This window comes from Mesorhizobium sp. M0195, from assembly GCF_040322115.1.
GTDB lineage: Bacteria > Pseudomonadota > Alphaproteobacteria > Rhizobiales > Rhizobiaceae > Mesorhizobium.
This window is the reverse complement of the sequence record NZ_JAMYSV010000005.1, coordinates 1-18,621: the sequence shown is the minus strand read 5'-3', so window position 1 is coordinate 18,621 and position 18,621 is coordinate 1. Positions and strand designations below refer to the sequence as shown.

At 63.0% G+C, this 18,621-nt stretch carries 20 protein-coding genes; 12 read left to right on the top strand and 8 right to left on the bottom strand.

The features are described 5' to 3' along the window. Positions 1–6: 6 nt before the first annotated feature. The 3 genes from NKJ12_RS12915 (at position 7) to NKJ12_RS12905 (ending at position 3,268) form a co-directional block, all read left to right on the top strand. The gene (locus NKJ12_RS12915; RefSeq protein WP_352506413.1) at positions 7–711 is read left to right on the top strand and encodes an XdhC family protein; all 705 of its coding nucleotides are present in this window, start codon (positions 7–9) and stop codon (positions 709–711) included. Continuing rightward, the gene (locus NKJ12_RS12910; RefSeq protein WP_352702997.1) at positions 708–2,318 is read left to right on the top strand and encodes an NTP transferase domain-containing protein; all 1,611 of its coding nucleotides are present in this window, start codon (positions 708–710) and stop codon (positions 2,316–2,318) included. The genes NKJ12_RS12915 and NKJ12_RS12910 overlap by 4 nt, the downstream gene beginning before the upstream one ends. A 92-nt stretch (positions 2,319–2,410) precedes the next feature. Continuing rightward, on the top strand, positions 2,411–3,268 hold the full coding sequence (locus NKJ12_RS12905) for an alpha/beta hydrolase family protein (RefSeq protein ID WP_352506411.1): 858 nt from the start codon (positions 2,411–2,413) through the stop codon (positions 3,266–3,268). Here NKJ12_RS12905 and NKJ12_RS12900 read toward each other — a convergent pair. Beyond that, positions 3,265–4,302 carry a DUF1176 domain-containing protein gene (locus NKJ12_RS12900; protein WP_352506410.1) on the bottom strand — a complete coding sequence of 346 codons (1,038 nt, stop codon included), beginning with the start codon at positions 4,300–4,302 and terminating at the stop codon, positions 3,265–3,267. The genes NKJ12_RS12905 and NKJ12_RS12900 overlap by 4 nt on opposite strands. Positions 4,303–4,424: 122 nt before the next feature. Between NKJ12_RS12900 and NKJ12_RS12895 the strand changes: the two genes are divergently transcribed. Continuing rightward, complete coding sequence (locus tag NKJ12_RS12895) at positions 4,425–4,931, top strand: DUF1993 domain-containing protein (RefSeq protein WP_254817666.1); 507 nt, start codon at positions 4,425–4,427, stop codon at positions 4,929–4,931. Positions 4,932–4,981: 50 nt separating this feature from the next. On the opposite strand, the gene NKJ12_RS12890 is transcribed toward NKJ12_RS12895, so the two are convergent. Next, the gene (locus tag NKJ12_RS12890) at positions 4,982–5,146 is read right to left on the bottom strand and encodes a hypothetical protein (protein ID WP_352506409.1); all 165 of its coding nucleotides are present in this window, start codon (positions 5,144–5,146) and stop codon (positions 4,982–4,984) included. A gap of 329 nt (positions 5,147–5,475) precedes the next feature. Here NKJ12_RS12890 and NKJ12_RS12885 point away from each other — a divergent pair, with 329 nt between their 5' ends. After that, on the top strand, positions 5,476–6,543 hold the full coding sequence (locus NKJ12_RS12885; RefSeq protein WP_352702994.1) for an aldo/keto reductase: 1,068 nt from the start codon (positions 5,476–5,478) through the stop codon (positions 6,541–6,543). A 48-nt stretch (positions 6,544–6,591) separates the two neighbouring features. Further along, positions 6,592–7,857, top strand: coding sequence for a cysteine desulfurase-like protein (locus tag NKJ12_RS12880; RefSeq protein ID WP_352702992.1), 1,266 nt, complete (start codon positions 6,592–6,594; stop codon positions 7,855–7,857). Between the two features lie 18 nt (positions 7,858–7,875). On the opposite strand, the gene NKJ12_RS12875 is transcribed toward NKJ12_RS12880, so the two are convergent. The 5 genes from NKJ12_RS12875 to NKJ12_RS12855 are packed head-to-tail and all read right to left on the bottom strand — an operon-like array spanning position 7,876 to position 13,375. Beyond that, on the bottom strand, positions 7,876–8,907 hold the full coding sequence (locus tag NKJ12_RS12875) for a histone deacetylase family protein (RefSeq protein WP_352702990.1): 1,032 nt from the start codon (positions 8,905–8,907) through the stop codon (positions 7,876–7,878). Next, on the bottom strand, positions 8,904–9,416 hold the full coding sequence (locus NKJ12_RS12870; RefSeq protein ID WP_352702988.1) for a GNAT family N-acetyltransferase: 513 nt from the start codon (positions 9,414–9,416) through the stop codon (positions 8,904–8,906). Before NKJ12_RS12870 ends, NKJ12_RS12875 begins: the two co-directional genes overlap by 4 nt. Before the next feature lie 9 nt (positions 9,417–9,425). Then, complete coding sequence (gene kce, locus NKJ12_RS12865) at positions 9,426–10,355, bottom strand: 3,5-dioxohexanoate:acetyl-CoA acetone transferase (RefSeq protein WP_352702985.1); 930 nt, start codon at positions 10,353–10,355, stop codon at positions 9,426–9,428. 10 nt (positions 10,356–10,365) lie between these two features. After that, positions 10,366–11,733 carry an aminotransferase family protein gene (locus NKJ12_RS12860; protein ID WP_352702983.1) on the bottom strand — a complete coding sequence of 456 codons (1,368 nt, stop codon included), beginning with the start codon at positions 11,731–11,733 and terminating at the stop codon, positions 10,366–10,368. A gap of 1 nt (position 11,734) precedes the next feature. Next, on the bottom strand, positions 11,735–13,375 hold the full coding sequence (locus NKJ12_RS12855; RefSeq protein WP_352702981.1) for a N,N-dimethylformamidase beta subunit family domain-containing protein: 1,641 nt from the start codon (positions 13,373–13,375) through the stop codon (positions 11,735–11,737). Between the two features lie 155 nt (positions 13,376–13,530). Here NKJ12_RS12855 and NKJ12_RS12850 point away from each other — a divergent pair, with 155 nt between their 5' ends. The 5 genes from NKJ12_RS12850 to NKJ12_RS12830 all read left to right on the top strand — a co-directional run bounded on the left by NKJ12_RS12850 (position 13,531) and on the right by NKJ12_RS12830 (position 16,307). Next, positions 13,531–13,779 (top strand): ParB N-terminal domain-containing protein, encoded by a 249-nt coding sequence (locus NKJ12_RS12850; RefSeq protein ID WP_254817674.1) that lies wholly within the window; start codon positions 13,531–13,533, stop codon positions 13,777–13,779. 119 nt (positions 13,780–13,898) lie between these two features. Continuing rightward, a complete protein-coding gene (locus tag NKJ12_RS12845) occupies positions 13,899–14,384 on the top strand; it encodes an SRPBCC family protein (RefSeq protein ID WP_352702979.1) in 486 nt (161 codons plus the stop codon). Between the two features lie 41 nt (positions 14,385–14,425). Then, a complete protein-coding gene (locus tag NKJ12_RS12840; protein ID WP_352702977.1) occupies positions 14,426–15,382 on the top strand; it encodes an alpha/beta fold hydrolase in 957 nt (318 codons plus the stop codon). 195 nt (positions 15,383–15,577) lie between these two features. Further along, the gene (locus tag NKJ12_RS12835; RefSeq protein ID WP_352702975.1) at positions 15,578–15,976 is read left to right on the top strand and encodes a GFA family protein; all 399 of its coding nucleotides are present in this window, start codon (positions 15,578–15,580) and stop codon (positions 15,974–15,976) included. Positions 15,977–16,094: 118 nt separating this feature from the next. Then, complete coding sequence (locus NKJ12_RS12830) at positions 16,095–16,307, top strand: hypothetical protein (protein ID WP_023717422.1); 213 nt, start codon at positions 16,095–16,097, stop codon at positions 16,305–16,307. 13 nt (positions 16,308–16,320) lie between these two features. Here the strand turns inward: NKJ12_RS12830 and NKJ12_RS12825 are convergent, their stop codons facing one another. Then, on the bottom strand, positions 16,321–17,235 hold the full coding sequence (locus tag NKJ12_RS12825; protein WP_352702974.1) for a hypothetical protein: 915 nt from the start codon (positions 17,233–17,235) through the stop codon (positions 16,321–16,323). Positions 17,236–17,490: 255 nt separating this feature from the next. Here NKJ12_RS12825 and NKJ12_RS12820 point away from each other — a divergent pair, with 255 nt between their 5' ends. Next, entirely contained in the window at positions 17,491–18,510 is a 1,020-nt protein-coding gene (locus NKJ12_RS12820; protein WP_352702972.1) for a glycoside hydrolase family 25 protein, read from the top strand. The last annotated feature ends 111 nt before the right edge of the window (positions 18,511–18,621 follow it).

Genomic DNA, 18,621 nt, shown 5'->3' with positions numbered 1-18,621 from the left:
TCTCGAATGGATCCCTATGCGCTGAAGACACTCAACGCCGAACGCCGCGCCCGCCGCGCGGCAATCCTGGTCACCGATCTCGGCGACGGCCGCGACCGTGTCGTGCGCGAGGGAGACCGGGTAGCCGGTGAACTCGGGGCGGCCGTCGCCAAGGCATTTCGCACGGGCAATTCCGGTTCGGTCGAAGCTGAGGGGCGCACGTTCTTCCTCAACGCACATCTGCCGCAGCCGCGCCTGGTGGTGATCGGCGCCGTCCACATCAGCCAGGCGCTGGCACCGATGGCCAGGATCGCCGGCTATCCTGTCGAGATCATCGATCCGCGCACGGCCTTTGCCACGCCCGATCGTTTTCCCGATATCGCGCTGCATGCCGAATGGCCACAGGATGTGCTGACGCGTCAGCCGCTCGATAACTATACGGCGCTGGCTGCTCTCACCCACGATCCGAAGATCGACGATTTCGCGTTGAAGGCGGCGCTCGACGCCGGCTGCTTTTATGTCGGCGCGCTCGGCAGCCGCAAGACCCACGCCAAACGTGTGGAACGCCTGCTGGCTTCGGGGGCGACAGCCGACCAGATCGCCCGCATTCATGCCCCGATCGGCCTCGACATTGGAGCTGCCAGCCCGGCCGAGATTGCCGTCGCGGTGTTGGCGCAAGCGATCCATGCCTTTCGCTCCCGCGGCCTCGAATCCAAAGGCGCGGTCGCGTGAAATTTGGTCCCGTTGCGATCGATGCGGCCGAAGGGGCAGTGCTTGCGCACGCCACTACAGCCGGAGAGCGCCGCTACCGCAAGGCGCACCGGTTAAGCGCCGGGGATGTGTCCCTGTTGAAGGCCGCTGGCATTTCCGAGGTCGTCGCGGCGGTGTTGGCGCCCGATGATCTCAGCGAGGACGTCGCCGCTGAAAAGATCGCCGCATGTATGATCCATCGCAACATCGAGGCGAAGCCTGCCGCGACAGGTAGGGTCAACCTCCACGCGCAGGCTGCCGGCATGTTCACCGTCGACGCGGCGATGATCGACGCCATCAACGCCGTCGATCCGACGATCACCATCGCCACGCTCGCGCAGCATGCGCCGGTCGAAAAAGGTCAGATGGTAGCAACGGTGAAGATCATTCCGTTTGCGGTCGCCTCCGCTTTGGTCGATGCGGTGGCAAGGATCTGCGCGGGCGGCGAGATCTTTGCGGTCAACGCCTATCAGCCGGTGCGCGTCGGCGTCATCCAGACGGTGCTGCCCGGCATCAAACCCAGCGTGCTCGACAAGACGCTGCGCGTCACCGAAGCACGCCTGGCGCGTTCGGGCGGCAGGCTGACGGCGGAGCGTCGAACGCCGCATGAAATTATCCCCCTCGCCGAGGCTGCGGCCTCGCTGATCCGCGACAACGATATGGTGGTGATCTTCGGCGCTTCGGCGATGGCCGATTTCGGCGACGTCGTTCCTGCTGCGATCGAAAGGGCCGGCGGCACTGTCATCCGCGCCGGTATGCCGGTCGATCCCGGCAATCTGCTGGTGCTCGGCACACTCGGCGGCAAGCGCATCATCGGTGCGCCGGGCTGCGCCCGCAGTCCCAAGGAGAACGGCTTCGACTGGGTGCTCGACCGGCTGATCGCCGGTCTCGACGTGACCGCCAGGGATATTGCCGGCATGGGTGTCGGCGGGCTGTTGATGGAAATTCCGACGCGGCCGCAACCGCGCGAGCCGTTGCCGGCCAAAGCCGAACCAAAGGTCGAGATCGTGCTTCTGGCCGCCGGCCGCTCCAGCCGCATGGGCGGGCCGAACAAGCTCTTGGCACTGTTCGATGGCAAGCCTCTGGTCCGCCGCACCGCCGAACGCGCAGTCGGTTCGAAAGCCGCGGCCACCATCGTCGTCACCGGCCACCAGAGCGAGCGCGTGCGCAGTGCACTGTCTGGCCTCGATGTGACCTTCGCCGACAATCCGGATTTCGCCGAGGGTCTGTCTTCGTCGCTAAAGGCCGGCATCGCCAAGATTTCCGGCGACGCCGCCGGCGCCATGATTGTCCTCGGCGATATGCCCGGCGTCGCCTCGGCCGACCTCGACAGGCTGATCGAGGCGTTCCGCAGGTCCGAAGGCCGATCGGTGGTGCGGGCCTCGCACGCTGGGCGGCGCGGCAATCCGGTGCTGCTGCCGCGTTCGCTGTTTGCCGCGATCGCTCACCTCCAAGGCGATACCGGCGCCCGCCATCTGGTCGAGGCCGAAGGGCTCGACGTCATCGATGTCGAGATCGGCGAAGGGGCAGCGATCGATGTCGACACGCGCGAGGCGCTGGAAGGCGCCGGCGGCGTGCTGCAGGATTGACAAACCGAAGCCGAAAAACGCATGGCTGAGGGATGGCCTTTCGTTCCTGCTTCCGGTTCCGCTTGCCCCCCTCTGGCCTCCCGGCCCTGCCGATGGCGATTCTTTTGCAGCTCTTTTGTGTCGCCTACGCCAACGCTCTCGAACTCAAACCCTTCAAGGACGATCTGTTCGCCTATCCGGTCACACTCTCGTCCGAGAGCAACGGCGCCTATACGGTGGTCGATTATCGTGAGCTGCGCGACATCAACGCTCGTGACGAAGTGCCTGAGCGTCGTGTGCACGCGCAATACACCGAAACCGGCGTGCGCAAGGTGCAGCAGGATCTCTTGCTGAAGACCGACGCCGGCGATGTCCGCCACATTGCCGTCGGCAAGACCGGGGGCGCCAGCATCATCGTGCTTTATCTGCACGGGCAGGGCGGCAGCCGTAAGCAGGGCACCGACGACTTTACCTTCGGCGGTAATTTCAATCGCATCAAGAACCTGATGGCGGGCAACGGCGGTCTCTATCTATCGCCGGACTTTTCCGATTTCGGCGACACAGGTGCCGCCCAGATCGCCGCGCTGATCGACCACTATGCCGAACAATCGCCGAGCGCAAAAATCTTCGTCGCCTGCGGCTCGATGGGCGGCTCATTATGCTGGAAGCTGGCCGCCCGCAATGATACCGGCCGGCGCATCGACGGGCTGCTGCTGCTCGGCTCGCTATGGGACGAGAGTTTCTTCTCAAGCCCCGCCTTCAAGCGTCGTGTGCCGGTCTTCTTCGGCCAAGGCAGCAAGGACCCGGTGTTTCCAATCGAGAAACAGGAAGCCTTCTTCCGCTCCATCCTGGCCAAATCGAAGAGCTATCCCACGCGCTTCGTCCGCTTCGAGACCGGCACGCACGGCACGCCCATCCGCATGACCGACTGGCGCGGCACGCTCAACTGGATGTTGTCGAAGGCCCCTTAAGGCGCGGTATTGTAGTCGACGACCGTCTGCGGATTTTCCTCGCCGTCATAAGACGCGTCGACGTCGTACTGGACCAGGGAAAAATCGCCGTTGCGAAACAGATAGGTCCCCGACGAAGAGGCATCGCCGATGCCACGCCATTTGTTGAAGGTGGTGATCGTCTTGGTCTCTTCGTCGTAATCGGAATTGGTTGCCCAGCCGGAGGTCTGGAAGCCAACTATGGTCATGCCCAGCAATTTGCCGTCGCTGTCATTGTTCTCGTAGCGGATGTCCATTTCAGGTTCGGCGAACTGCAATTGTCTTACGCCAAGCACGTCGTCGCTCATGTAATAGATCGAGTTTTCGTTGTAGGCCGCGGCCGAGCAGGCGAAATGGAAAAGCCGCGTTTCGCTTTCGGGATCGCTGGCAGCCGCATCCTTGTCCTTGTAGTGGATCGAGAAAATGTCCGGCTTCTGCGCCAAAAGATCCTTGTCGCACTGGTCGCCATAAGTCGCGGCAAACGCCTTGTTGGCCTGCTCAAGCGCTGCGTCCTTCTTCGGCGGCGGCGGTCCTTCGCCGCAGCTTGCCGGCACGGCATCCTCGAAATCGGCCTTTGAGGGTTTCAGCGCACCCTTGTCGATGAAGATCGAGCGAAATGGCGGTTCCTGGATCGAGGCGTTGATCTGGCGCAGCGTATAGCAGCCGGCAAAGACATTCTCGCTGCCGTCCTTGGCCGTCGCCCGGATGGCGACCGGAACGCTGTAGTAGATGCTGCCGGCAGCCCCGTCTTCGGATACGCCACCGGTTTTCACTTCGACCGTGTCCGTGCCGTCATAGCCTTTGACGAAGGAATTGAAATCCTTGGCCGGCTTGGTGTCGCCGAAATAGTCCCAGGCGCGCGCGAATTCGTGCCGGCTGATGGCACTATAAAGCGACCGGATCACCGCCTCGGCATTCGACCTGTCGTCGATATAAGGCGCGTCTGCGGCGAGCGCCGATTGGCCGGCAACGGCAAGAGAGATAAAGGCGGTCGCTGCAAAAAGGGCGCGTCTCATCGGGAACCTCCACTCGATAAAAAATCTATCATATCGATCGCGGCGACGTGGTGGCGCTTGAACAATCGCCTGCGAAAGCGCTACCTCTCGCCATAGGCAGTAGGGCCGCGTGGAGATTTCTTGTGACCATATCAATGTATGAAGCATCCGTGCCGGTATTTTCGGCGAGGCTGAAGTCACTAGCCAATGTGCTGAACATTGCCGAGCAAAATGCGGCTGATCGCAAGATTGATCCGCAGGTGTATCTGACGGCGAGGCTGGCGCCGGACATGTTTGCGCTGACCAGGCAGGTACAGATTGCCACCGATCACGCCAAGGGCGCGCCGTCGCGGCTTGCCGGGCGTGAGGTGCCAAAATACGAGGATAATGAGACGAGCTTCGTTGATCTGCAGGCCCGCCTTACCAAGACGCTCGACTATCTCGCGACATTTTCGGCGGCCGAATTCGATGGTTCAGATGACAGGATGGTCGAACTGCGGCTTGCCGGGCGCGAGGTTTCGATGCCGGGAATGCAGTATCTGCTGCATGCCGCCATGCCCAATTTCTACTTCCACCTGACCACCGCCTACGACATCCTGCGCCACAACGGCGTGCCATTGGGCAAGTCGATCTTCCTCGGATTGCGTTGAGATTAGCTCGTGAGATATCCCGCTGCGGCGGGATTCTCACGGCGCGCTGTTTAGCGTACGGACATTTCCCGAGCGATGCGCGGGAAATCGGCCGGCTTGACGCCGATATCGGCGCGATCGGCATTGCTCATCGAATGGAGCAGCGCCAGTGCCGCACGATAACGCAGTTGTTCCCGCGGACGCGGACGGGCGAACATTTCAGTGAAGAATCCCATGATTCAAGCCCCTTATTGAACCTCCACGGCCGTCAATATAGGCAGATCATGACAATTGTGCAGTGCAGCATTCGCATGGCAGCCATGCTGCCCTGATCTTTTTTGACATAATTCGGCTGTTCCGGCGAAACTTCGGCGGTGCTTCGAGCGTAGGCCTCAGTCCCGGCACTTGGCCGGTTTTTTGTTAGACGCAGCGAAAAACTCCGTTCGCCGGCATCCTGGAAAGTCGCCTGACCTGCCGTCGGTGGGCTTGGAAGCGGGCGGCGCTTTCCTGTATGCTATTGCTTCCTCCTCGCGCAGCCGCGCAAAATTCCCGCCGGGGAAACTCCATGCACAAACGCCGTCTCGGCCAGACCGATCTTTTCGTGTCGCAAATCTGCCTCGGATCGATGACTTGGGGCCAGCAGAACACCGAGGCGGACGGTCACGCCCAGATGGATCTGGCGTTTGCTCGCGGTGTCAATTTCATCGACACCGCCGAACTCTATCCGATCCCACCCAAGGCGGAGACACAAGGCCGTACCGAGACAATCATTGGCAATTGGATGAAGGAGAAGCGCAATCGGGACCAAGTGATCATCGCCTCGAAGGTAGTTGGTCGCACCGCCAACACTTGGTTTCGCGGCGACCGCTCGTCTAAGCTGGTGCGCGCCGATATCTTCGACGCTATTGATAAGTCACTCGCCAGGCTCAACACCGATTACATCGACCTATATCAGATCCATTGGCCGGAACGCGACGTGCCGTGGGGCGCCAATCCGAACCGCATCGGCACCTTGCCGCGACGCTCCGATGCCGCCGGTGTGCCGGAAGGCGAGACGCCGATCGCCGAGACGCTTGCCGTATTTGATGAACTGGTGAAGGCCGGCAAGATCCGCCATTTCGGCCTGTCGAACGAGAATTCCTGGGGCGTCATGCGTTTCATTGCCGAAGCCGACAAGGGCCTCGGCCCGCGCGTCGCCTCGCTGCAGAACGCCTATAATTTCGTCAATCGCACCTTCGAGGTGAACCTTGCCGAAGTCTGCGAGCGCGAGCAGGTGTCGCTGCTTGCCTATTCACCGCTGGCGCAAGGCTATTTGACCGGCAAATACGATCATGGCGCGCGGCCGCAGGGCTCGCGCTCGCAGTTGTTCAACCGCGGCCAGCGCTACGAGACGCCGAATGCTGCCGAGGTGCAGCTCGAATACAACCGGTTGGCGCGCACCTTCGGCATGGAGCCGGCGCTGTTTGCCAATGCCTATGTCTCGAACCGGCCCTTGGTCACCTCGAACATCATCGGCGCCACCACCATTTCGCAACTCGAAATGGCGCTCTCTTCCGCCGACGTGGTCTGGACCGAGGACATGCAGAAAGCCGTTGATGCGATCCACCAGCGTGTCGGCAATCCGTGCCCTTGACGCGTCGGGACGTGGTTGTCCGATTGTCATAAGGAGAGGGGAACAGCCATGGGCTTCCGGATCGACGCGGTGCGCGCGAAATTTCCGGCTTTGTCGCTGACCGACAAGGGCCGCCAGCGCATCTATCTCGACAATCCTGCCGGCACGCAGGTCCCGCAGTCGGTGGCGGACGCGGTGTCACGCTGCCTGCTGACCACCAATGCCAACCTCGGCGGCTTCTTCGAGACCACCATTGCGGCACAGGACATTGTCGACGAGGCCCATCTGGCGATGGCGGATTTTCTCGGCGCTGCGAGCCCGCAGGAAATTATCATCGGTGCCAACATGACGACATTGACCTACCACATGTCGCGAACGCTCGGCCGCACGATGAAGCCCGGGGACGAGATCATCCTCACCCGCATGGACCATGAGGGCAACGTCTCACCCTGGCTGCAACTGGCTGAAGACCTTGGCCTTGTCGTGCGCTGGCTGCCTTTCGACCAGCAGAGCTGGCAGATCGAGGAGGCGGCGCTCGCCGCGTTGCTTTCCGAGAGGACGCGGCTCGTCGCGCTCAACTACGCCAGCAATCTCACCGGGTCGATCAACCGGGTGAAGGCGTTGACCGGCATCGCTAGGCGGGCTGGTGCGTTGGTCTACATCGATGCCGTCCAGTTCGCGCCGCATGGTCTGATCGACGTCCAAAACCTCGGCTGCGATTTCCTGATCTGCTCGGCGTACAAGTTCTTCGGCCCGCATATGGGAATTTTGTGGGGCAGGCTGGACGTTATCGATGCGCTTAAGCCGTATAAATGCCGTTGCTCGTCCAATGCCTTGCCGGAGCGCTTCGAGCTCGGCACGCCGCAAATTGAATTGATGGCCGGCCTGTCGGCGGCTGTCGATTATTTTGCCGAGTTGGGAGCGGCAGCTGGCGCGCAAGGATCGCGTCGGCGGAAAATCGCCAAGGCCTTCGAAGTCTCAATCGCTTACGAGAACCCGCTAACGCAACAGTTGATCGACGGTCTGTCGGATATTGCCGGCCTGACCATCCACGGCATCACCGATCCGAAGCGGATCAATGAGCGTGTGCCGACGGTGTCGTTCACTGTCGAAGGCATAGCGCCGGAGACGATCGTGCGGCAGATGAATGCGGAAAACATCTTCCTGTGGTCCGGCCACAACTACGCCTGGGAGATCGTCCACCAGCTCGGCATTCCGGCCGAGCAGGGCGTGGTGCGCATCGGCATCGCCCATTACAACACTGCAGGCGAGATCGACGAGACGCTGGAGAGCGTGCACCGCGTTGTCGCCATGCTGAGGCAGGAGCGATCCTGAGCGGGCCACGCCGACGGATCACCGCTTGTGGGCGCCGCCAAAACCGGTGAGGAAGGCGGTGAGATTGTCGCCGAGCTCGTCGCAGAGATAACCGCCTTCCTGGATGATGACCGTTGGCAGGCCGAGCCGGGCGATCGCCTCTGCAATGCGCGAAAAACCAGGCGTGCTCACCGACAGCCCGCCGAACGGATCACCTTCGAAGGCGTCTAGCCCCAGCGCGACCACAAGCGCATCGGGCGAGAAGGCGTTGATGCGCTGGAACGCTGCCGCCAGTGCTTCGAGGAAAGCCGCATCGCCGGATTTGCGCGGCAGCGGCAGGTTGAGATTGTAGCCGAGGCCGGCGCCTTCGCCGCGCTCGTCGGCATAGCCCCAGAAAAACGGATAGAAACGCACTGGGTCGGCGTGCAGCGAGACTGTGAGCACGTCCGGCCGGGCATAGAAGATGCCTTGCGTCCCGTTGCCGTGATGCAGGTCGACATCGAGGATCGCCACCCGCGCTGCCTGCTTGCGTAGAGCCTGTGCGGCGACCGCCGAATTGTTGATGAAGCAGAAGCCGCCGGCGACGTCGGCAAAGGCGTGATGGCCGGGCGGCCGGCATAGCGCGTAGGCGGCCGGCGCTCCCAACATCACCGCCTCGGCAGTTTCAACCGCGCTCCAGGCGCTCCAAAGCGCGCTCTGCCACGTCTCGCCGGAGATCGGGCAGGCTGTGTCGGCCATGTGGTAGCCGGCTTGGCCGACCGCCGAGGCCGGATAGGAGCCGTTCCGCGCGATCGGGTGGATGTTGGGGATGACCTCGGCCGAGGCGCCCTCGATGCGCTGCCAGCGCGCGAAGATATGGTGAAGGAAATCGAGATATTCCGGCGTATGTACCGCGGCAATCGGGCCGAGTCCGTGATCCCGCGGCCGTTCGATCGTGCAGCCGGCAGCCCTTGCGCCGGCCAACAATCGCTCGACCCGTTCCGGCTTTTCCGGATTGGGCTGCGGCGCGCCGCTGGAGAGGAATGCCTTCGGGTCGTGGCGCTTCTGTTCTTCGGCATAGAAGGCTTTCATGTTAGCTCCTCCGGTGCATCGGCGAAGGCGAAAAAGGCGTCGCCGACGATCTTCTGCACCTGCTCGTAGCTGGACCAGGCAATGCCCAACCGTTCGTAAAAAGCCTTGGCGGTCTCGTTGTCGGTATCGACGGACAGCTTGAGATAGACGCCGCCGTCCTTCCGGCATTGCGCCGCGACCTGGCGCAGCAGGCGCTCGCCGATCCTGCGGCCGCGAAAACGGTCCTCGACATAGAGGTCCTGCACATAGACGCCGGGCCGGCCCATCCATGTCGAGAAGATTGGAAAATGCAGGCAAAGCCCGGCAAACTCGCCGCCGACCTCGGCAATCAGGGTCGAGAAGGCAGGCTTCTCGCCAAAGCCATAGGTGCGGAGATCCCGAGCTGTCGAGGTGATCTCCTGATGTGCGCCGACATGCGCGCCGAGCCGTAGGAGCGCGGCGTGGATGGTTTCGACGTCCTCCACCCGGCCGGGCCGGATGACAATGTCTCTTGACGGTGGGTTGGTCACGGCCGCATCTCAGAACGCCACGCGGTCGCCGCCCTTGAGCGCCAGCATCTGCCGCGCCTCGGCCGGCGTCGCGACGTCCAGCGACAATCCGTCGAGCACGCTGCGGATGCGGCGCACCTGGTCGGCATTGGACTTGGCGAGCTGGCGCCCGTCGTAGAGGCTGTCCTCCAGCCCGACGCGGACATTGCCGCCCATCGCCGCCGCAATCGAGATCATCGGCATCTGGTGGCGTCCTGCGGCCAGCACCGAAAATTGGTAGCTGTCGCCGAACAGTTTGTCGGCGATGCGCTTCATGTGGATCAGGTTTTCTGGATCGGCGCCGATGCCGCCAAGGATGCCCAAAACAAACTGGATGAACAAAGGTCCAGACACCAGCCGACGATCGCGAAAATGCGCCAGCGAATAGAGATGGCCGACATCGTAGCACTCGAATTCGAAGCGCGTGCCGCAACCGCGCCCGAGCTTCTCGAGCACCGTCTCCATGTCGGCAAAGGTGTTTTTGAAGATCGTGTCGCGGGTGGCCTCGAGCAGTTTCGGCTCCCATTCGTGCTGCCATTCCCGCGGCCGCTCGAGCATCGGGAACAGCGCAAAGTTCATCGAACCCATATTGAGCGAACACATTTCCGGCTCGGCCCTGAGCGGCGCGGCCAGCCGCTGGTCGAGCGTCATCAGCGACGATCCGCCGGTGGTGATGTTGATCACCGCATCGGTCGCCTGCTTGATGCGCGGCAGGAACTGCATGAACACCTCGGGGTCGGCGGTCGGCCGCCCATCCTTAGGGTCGCGGGCATGAAGATGCAGGATCGAAGCGCCGGCCTCGGCGGCGGCGATTGCGTCTGCGGCGATCTGGTCCGGCGTCACTGGCAGATGCGGCGACATCGACGGGGTGTGCACCGACCCGGTGACGGCGCAGGTGATGATGACTTTGCGCGGTGCCATGGTTCGTTCCTCAGCCTTCGACCGGCAGGTCGAGCTCGCCGGCCAGCACCTCGAGCGCGTCACCGATGATGGATATGATCTCGCCGATCTGCGCGGCGGTGACGATCATCGGCGGCGCGACCATGAAATTGTCGCCGTCGACACCGCCCTTGACCTTGCGTCCGTAGATGATCAGGCCGCGCTCATAGGCGAGGTCGAGCAGGCGCTGAGTGGCCTTTTTCGCCGGCTCGATCGGCCTCAGCGTGTCCGGATCGGCGACCATTTCGGCACCGGTGAGCAGGCCCTTGCCGCGGACGTCGGCGATGAACGGAAACCGCTTCGCCAATCCCTTCAGCTCGGCCATCAATAGCTCGCCCATGACAGCCGCGTTCGCGATCAGGCCGAGACGGTCCATCTCGCCGAGCACGGCGAGCCCGGCGGCGCAGGCGAGCGGATTGCCGGCATAGGTATGGCCGTGCTGGAAGCCGCCCGACGCGAGCAATGGCTGCACCAGCCGCATCGGTGCCGCCAGCGCACCGAGCGGGGCATAGCCCGAGCCCAGCCCCTTCGACAGCGCGACGATGTCTGGCTTGCAGTTCCAGTGGTCGCCGCCAAGGAATTTTCCGGTGCGGCCGGCACCGCTCATCACTTCGTCATGGATGAGCAGGATGCCGTAGCGATCGCAGATCTCGCGGATGCGCGGATAATAGCTGTCGGGCGCCACCAATGCAGCTGTGGCAGCGCCGCCGACCGGCTCCATAATGAAGGCGAGCACGCTCTGCGGTCCCTCGGCGAGGATCTTTTCCTCCAGCATGTCGGCGTAGCGGGTGCCGCGCTGTTCCATCGAAAGATTGTCGCGGTCGCGCCAGGCGGCAGGCGCCGGCACCGTCGGCATGACCTGCATCATCGGCGCAAAAGTTTCGGCCAGCGCATCGTCGCCGGTGACGGCGAGCGCGCCGAGCGTGCCGCCATGATAGGACGGAAAGCGCGTGATCACCTTCCAGCGGCTGGGCTGGCCGATGGCGACTGCCCATTGCCGCGCCAGCTTGACGCAGGATTCCGTTGCCTCCGAGCCACCGGAGACGAAAAAGATGCGGTCCAGGCCCTCGGGGAGTTTGGCCGCCAGTTGCCGCGCGAGCTCCTCTGCCGGTTCGTTCTCGAAATGCAGGCGGTAGGCGAAGGTGGCGCGGTCCATCTGCCGTTTCATCGCATCAAGCACGTTGCGATTGGAGTGGCCGATATTGGCGACCATCGGGCCGCTCGATCCGTCGATGAAGCGGCGGCCATCCTGCGTCCACATGTAGATGCCTTCGGCGCGGTCGATCAGCGGCCGGCGCAGGCTGGACAGGTAGAACAGATGCGAGGCTTCGCGGGCTTCCGGGGCAGGGGACTTCAGCATGTCATGACTTTCCGAGATAGCGGTCGAGGACATTTCTGGTAACACGCTCGACCATCGCATCCTGCCTTAGCAGGCCGGCAACCCATTCGCAGCTTCCGGCGTGAAACACCTCGCCTTTGCCGCGCCGGAAATTGACGATCATGCCGTTCCCGCGTTTGACCTTGTCCAGATTGGCGTCACTTGCCTCGCCGAACAGCGTTTCGGCGGTGAAGCGGCCGTCCTCGTCGCCGAGGAACTGGTCCTCGAACGGGATGTCGGCGCTTTCCTCGACCTGGGCAGCCATGCCGACCGCGAGCACCTGCAGGCCGTTCGGTGCGCCGCTGTCGGGCGTCGGGTAGGGCAGGCCGCCGCGGATCTCGAAATCGAGCCCGTCGACCTCATAGCCATAGACATGGCTGTCGGCGCCGAGCAGGTCGCCATAGTAGATGCCGGTACCGGCGAAGGCCCAATGCTCCGGCCGGTAGACCGGAAAGCCACGCACCCCGCGCGGCGCGCAGCCGCCCCAGCCGGCATAGACGCCTCTTGTCGCGTTGAGGCCGAAGGTCGCCGCACCCGGCCGGCCGATTTCCGGCGCTTCCCAGGAATTGGTGGCGCGCTTCATATCGCCGCCGCGATAGGCCGGGTCCTCGGCGCGGGCGCGGTATTTGTAGCAGACCTGCCGGCGGCCTTCGTCCTCCAGCCTGGTCTGCCACATGAAGTTGCCGGCAAAGCGCGCCGCATGACCGCCGCGCTCGACATAGGTGTCGACCGCATCGCGCATTTCCCAGGTCCAATATTCGTCGTGGCCGACGAAGACGACGCAGTCATAGCCGTCGAGAATGTCGGGCGAAAAATGCAGATCGTGCTGGCTGGCGAGATCGACGGCGTAGCCGGAACGCTCGGCGAAGCGGAAGAAATGGCTGTCGTAGCTTGCCCAGCCGGCTGAGGCGTATTTCTTCGAATGGCCGGTGGCAAAGGCCCATTCCATGTGCGGATAGCGCGGCACGGTTTTCGGCGGCACCGCGACTTCGAGCGGCACGCGCGGCGCATCCTTGGGCAGCACGACGAAGCCGCGGCACCAAGGCCGCTGCGTCGACACTATTCGTGCATACTGGTCGCGGGCCGGCCCGGTGATGCCTTCGTAATGGTTGGAACCGCCCCATGTGTTGTAGGCGAGCCAGGTGCCGGTGGCCGCGACCTGCAGCACGCGGCCGGGTTTCTTGCCGGGCTGCGGCGAGACGATGAAAAGGTGATGACAGCGGATCGGCTTGCCGTCGCGACCGTCCGCTTCAAGCGTGACGCGATAGGCGCCGGATGGCCAGTCGTCGCCGATCCGAAACTCGAACGACGCCTGCCAGCCGCAGCCTTCGACCGAACATTGATCCGGCGTATCTTGCCAGCGCGCCGCAATCCCGGTCCTTTCGAACATTGTCGTTTCCGCGCCGCCGTCGCGGATGATCGCGATGCCGAAACCGGCGGCCGTCGAACTGACATGCAGCGCCACCATCTCGCCGGGGCGATAGGAAAAACGGTCGCTGTAGCACCAGATTTCGCCGCGCCCGCCATCCATACCGGGCCATTCCCAGTAATGGCTGCGCACCGCCTGGCGTCGCTGCTCCGGCGTCAGTCCGAAATCGGGAAACTCGGTCGGCAGATGGTTCATGGACACCGCTAAGTTCGAAGGCCGCCATTTCGGCTATCCGCCGGCCAAGCGTCAATTGGAAACGATCGGGCCAGCCATTGCCGGGCTGCTCCCTTGGCCTTGCCGGCCAAACAGACTATCTCACAAAGGGCGGCCTTGTCCGCACGGGAGCCGATATGCTGAGAGTGCAAAAGGTCAGGGTCGACGACATCTACGTGCCGACCGCGCGCAAGAAGACGCTGCATCCTGAAACCGTCCGCCATCTGGCCGAGGACATTCTGGAAAACGGCATGAAGATGCCGATCCAGGTGCGCCATGACGGCAAGCGCCACGTCTTGGTCGAAGGCCTGCATCGGCTGGAAGCGGCCAAGTGGCTCGGCGAGACCGAGATCGACGCCTATCTGGTGCAAGCCAAGCGCCACTGAAGCCACTCGGTTCCGTCGCTCGAATCTCCGGTCCCGCGGATTTTTTCGCGGGCCGTGTCGGCTTGCGTCTTGTCGGTTCGTCCTAGACACGAAAGCCAAACCGACGTGTGAGGAACGCCATGACCACCAAGCTCGACATCGCCCCCAACTCCGACCGCGAGCTGGTTCTCGCCCGCATCATCGATGCGCCGCGCGAGAACGTCTATCGCTGCTGGACCGAGCCGAAGCTGCTGACGCAATGGTTCTCGCCGAAGCCGTGGACGACGCCGCGCGCCGAAATGGATGTGCGGACCGGTGGCTCCACCCTTGTCGTCATGGCCGATCCCGACGGCAAGGAGTTCCCGAATCCAGGCATCTTCCTCGAAGTCGTACCAGGCAAAAGGCTCGTCTTCACCGATGCCTATGCCAGGGCGTGGGAGCCGTCCGAAAAGCCGTTCATGACGGTCGTGCTGACCTTCGACGACGAGGGCGAGGGCAAGACCCGCTACATCGCCCGGGTTGCGCATTGGTCGGTCGCCGACCGCGAACAGCACGAGAAAATGGGTTTTCACGACGGCTGGGGCCAGTGCGCCGAACAGCTCGAGGAGGTCGCCAAGCTACTTTGATGCACAAGCGACTTTGATGCAAACGAGAGAGGGAGACTGATATGTCCAGATCGATATTTATTGCCATTTTCGCCTCGGCCGCCGCGCTCTTTGCCGCGCCGGGCGCCATCAACGCAGAGGAGGCCAAGCCCGCCATGACGACCGCAACCGCAACACTGCCGAAGCCGCAAAAGTCCGGCCTGCTGCCGATCAACGGCCTGAACTATTATTACGCCGTCTATGGCAAGGGCGAGCCACTGCTTCTGCTGCATGGCGGTCTCGGCACAACCGACATGTTCGCGCCGATCCTGCCGAAGCTTACCGAAAACCGCACCGTCATCGGGGTCGACCTGCAGGGCCATGGCCGCACCGCACTCGGCGACCGGCCGCTCAGCCTGGAGGCGATGGGCGACGACATGGCGGCGATCGTCAAGGCGCTCGGCTACGACAAGGTCGACGTCATGGGTTATTCGCTGGGTGGGGGCGTCGCCTTCCGCATGGCCGTGCAGCATCCCGACGTGGTGCGCCGGCTCGTCCTGGTCTCGACCGGCTACGCCGCGGACGGCTTCTATGCCGAGATGCGTGGCCAGCAGGCACAAGTCGGCGCAGCGATGGCCGACATGATGAAGGACACGCCGATGTACAAATCCTACGTCGCGGTCGCGCCGCATCCGAAGGATTTTCCGAAACTGCTCGACCAGCTCGGCGCCTATATGCGCAAGGACTACGATTATTCTGCCGACGTGCCGAAGCTGAAAATGCCGGTCATGCTGGTGTTCGGCGACAGCGACATGTACCGGCCCGAGCACGAGATCAAGTTTTACCAGATGCTTGGCGGCGGGTTGAAGGACGCCGGCTGGATGCGCGAGAACCTGTCGCAAAACCGCCTGGCGATCCTGCCGAACCGCACCCACTATGACGTGTTCTTCGCGCCGGAACTGACAGCTGCCACGCTGCCGTTCCTCAATGGCGAGACCAAGGTCAAGACTTGGGATGAGGTCGTCAACGAAACGAACTGACGCTCAGTCAATTGTCTGCCGGCCGTCTCCCGCGAGATGGCCGGCATTTCGTTGATGAGGCCTTGGCGCGGCGCATCCAGCCGATCGCCCATCGGCCGGATCACAGCTTTAGATAACGCCATCAAAGCTTTTCAATTGACGGTGCCACGCCTATCGATAGGTATCGCCTATCCTCGCAGGGAAGGGACATGGGCGATGGCAAGATATCAGGGCGGGTGTTTGTGCGGTGCGGTGCGCTACCATGCCGAGGCGACACCGATCAATGAGCGCGTCTGCCATTGCCGGCTCTGCCAGAAGGCACTGGGTGCCGCCTTCAACGCGCGCGTGCTGTTCCGCATCGACGATGTGACGGTCGACGGACCGGTGGCGACGGTGAATTCCTCGCCCGATCTCAAGCGTGGCTTTTGCCCGCGTTGCGGCACGACGATGTTTTCCCGGCGCGATTCCGCCGGCATCATCGGCATCACGACCGGCTCGCTCGATGATCCTTCGGTGTTCAGGCCTGAGATGCACATCTGGACCGCCTCGAAGCAGCCCTGGGTCCAGATCGACGAAGGCCTGCCGCAATATGAAGGCGCGCCACCTCCGGCTTGAGGTGAAGTCTGGATAAAATTTAATCCAAAGCGACACGAGATAGCCGGCAAAGCGTCATTGGCGGGCCATCATTGCTGCCTATCTATTGCGTGCGGGCGGCAGTCGAGGAGGCGACGGAATGAACGACAGCATCAACACCCTGGACGAGCTCTTGAGTGATCCGATGATCAAGCTGGTGATGGAGCGCGACCGCGTGCAGCCGGCAGAACTTCGCACGCTGCTCGAGGAAAAGGTCCGCCGGGCGGACGATGATGTGGCGGTCAACGATCGGTTTGTACCGCCGGCCCACCTTATGGCCACGACCTGCCACAAGCTGTGGCTTTGCGGCTAGGGTCTTGAAGCGGTCAGCCGGAATTTGCCGGCAAATAGCTGTAATGGCTGCGGAAATAAGCGAGCCTGAAGCCGAGGCGCGCATAGTTGCGATACGCCGGCCCGTCGCGTTCGCACTGCGGCGCCTCGATGTCGGCCACGAACAGTTTTGCACCGGCCGCAAGTCCGTCGCGCACCATCGCTTCGCCGAGCATTGCATCGAGGTCGAAGCTCGGCGCCATGATGCCGGGCACCGGCGCGTCGATGCCGCTCCAGGCCATGCCGTCGACACCGATGACCATCGAGCGCACCGCCGCCACCGCGCCGTCCCGCCGCAGCATATAATGATGCCAGCCGCGTCGGCCGGCCAGCGCTAGCAACCATGGTGAGGTCGGCAACCGATATTGGCTGTCGATGAACCCAGCCCATTCCCTTGCCGTTGCCGACGTCACCCGCTCGACTGAGACATCCTTCGACGGGAAAAGCGGCTCCGTTGGCAATGGCGTGGCGTCGCGAAAGATGCGTTCCCAACCGCCCTGACGCTGCAGGCCGCGTGCCTCGAGCCAGCAGCTGAGCGTCGCGGGCTCGGTATGCGGATTGGTGTAGAACCAGGGCCGCAGAATACCGGCCTCGCGATAATGCGCCAGAAGCGCGTCGAGCCGGCTCTCGGTGGCAGCGCTATCGACACCGAGATTCTTGACGCAGTTGAAATGGATGAACGGGATCGTCGTGCAGGTGGTCCAGACGAGATCGCCATCTTCGGCGATGGCAAGGCCTTGCCTTGCGGCAAAGTCTGCCGGGGCGGCGCGATAGAGATCGAGCCAGGCATTGACCTCGGCTCGTTCGATAACGCGGCTGAGATCGCGCGATATCTCGTCGATCCCGATGGCGGGCGGGTGTGGCTCCGGCGGGACTACGGGCTGCAATTCTGACAGGGCGGCGGGCTGCATGACTTCCTCCCAAGTATGGCCTTACACCGTAAGATTAGTGGAGACTAATCTCATGCCGTGAGTTGTCAAGCGGGATTGCGAGGCAGCCACGTGGCCGTTGGGGATGGCGCACCCCCGTCCGGGCGAACGTCCCGATGCAAACCCCCTAACAATTCGATTCAAACTTTGTTGGTAGTTTCTTGTTAGGAATCCAGCTTGGTTTGTCCGGCGGCGTTGTCCTGCCTTCGGTCTGTTGTGTTTTGCGTACAGGTCCAGATGCGGTTATCAGGCGTCGTCATCTTTTCGATCGCAGCGCTGTGCCTTGCCGGCTGCACGTCGACCTCCGGCGTCGATGCGCTGCAAGTGCCGTCCGGCGAGACCACCAGCTCGGTTGTGCGGCCACCCGCGCCGGTGGCATCCGTGGCGAAGACTGATGCTGCGCCCGCTTTTGCCGAACAGGGGCACGACGAACAGCCGGTCGCGATGAACGTGCCCGATCAGGAGGTCGAACCGCCGGCCGAGGTCATCGCGCTGATGTCGCCGCCGAAGCGGCTGACACGCGCAGCACCGGCGATGCTTGCCGAGCCGGTCACGCGCTATGGTTTTCGCGACGCCAAGCCGATCAATTTCGGTAAGTCCTCCTCGCCGAGGCGCCTTGCCGTCCATGGCGTCGACGTTTCGCGCTGGCAGGGCAATGTGAACTGGCAAAAGCTGCGCGCCCAGGGCGCCAACTTCGCCTACATCAAGGCGACCGACGGCGGCGATCATATCGACCCGATGTTTACCAGGAACTGGCGCAATGCCGACGCCGCCGGCTTGAAGCGCGGCGCCTATCACTTCTTCTACTGGTGCCGCACCGCCGGCGAGCAGGCCGACTGGTTCATCCGCAACGTGCCGAGGGTCGAGGGGGCGCTGCCACCGGTGATCGATGTCGAGTGGAACGGCGAATCCAGCTGCAAGCGGCGCCCATCGCGGCAAAAGGTGCTGGAAAAGATGCAAGTGTTCATGGACAAGCTCGAGCGCCACTACGGCCAGCGGCCGATCATCTACACCGCGCCCGACTTCTACCGCGACAATCTGCGCGGCGCCTTCCCCGATTATCCATTCTGGCTGCGCGCCGTAGCCGCCCACCCGTCAAAGGTCTATCCCGGCCGCAAATGGCTGTTCTGGCAATATTCCGGCTCCGGCCTGTCGCACGGGGTGAGGGGCCGCATCGACCTCAACGTGTTCCATGGCGATGAGCGGGCATGGCGCGACTGGGTTGGCGGCCGGCAGATGGTAGCGGAGGCGGAGTAGCGGCAGCTCTTGCCTTCTCCCCTTGTGGCCTGTTGCGTAATTCGCTGATTGTGATTCTCTGAGACGAAGCTCGGAGGGAATCGCGATGGCAGTGAAGCAGATGGGCCAGTT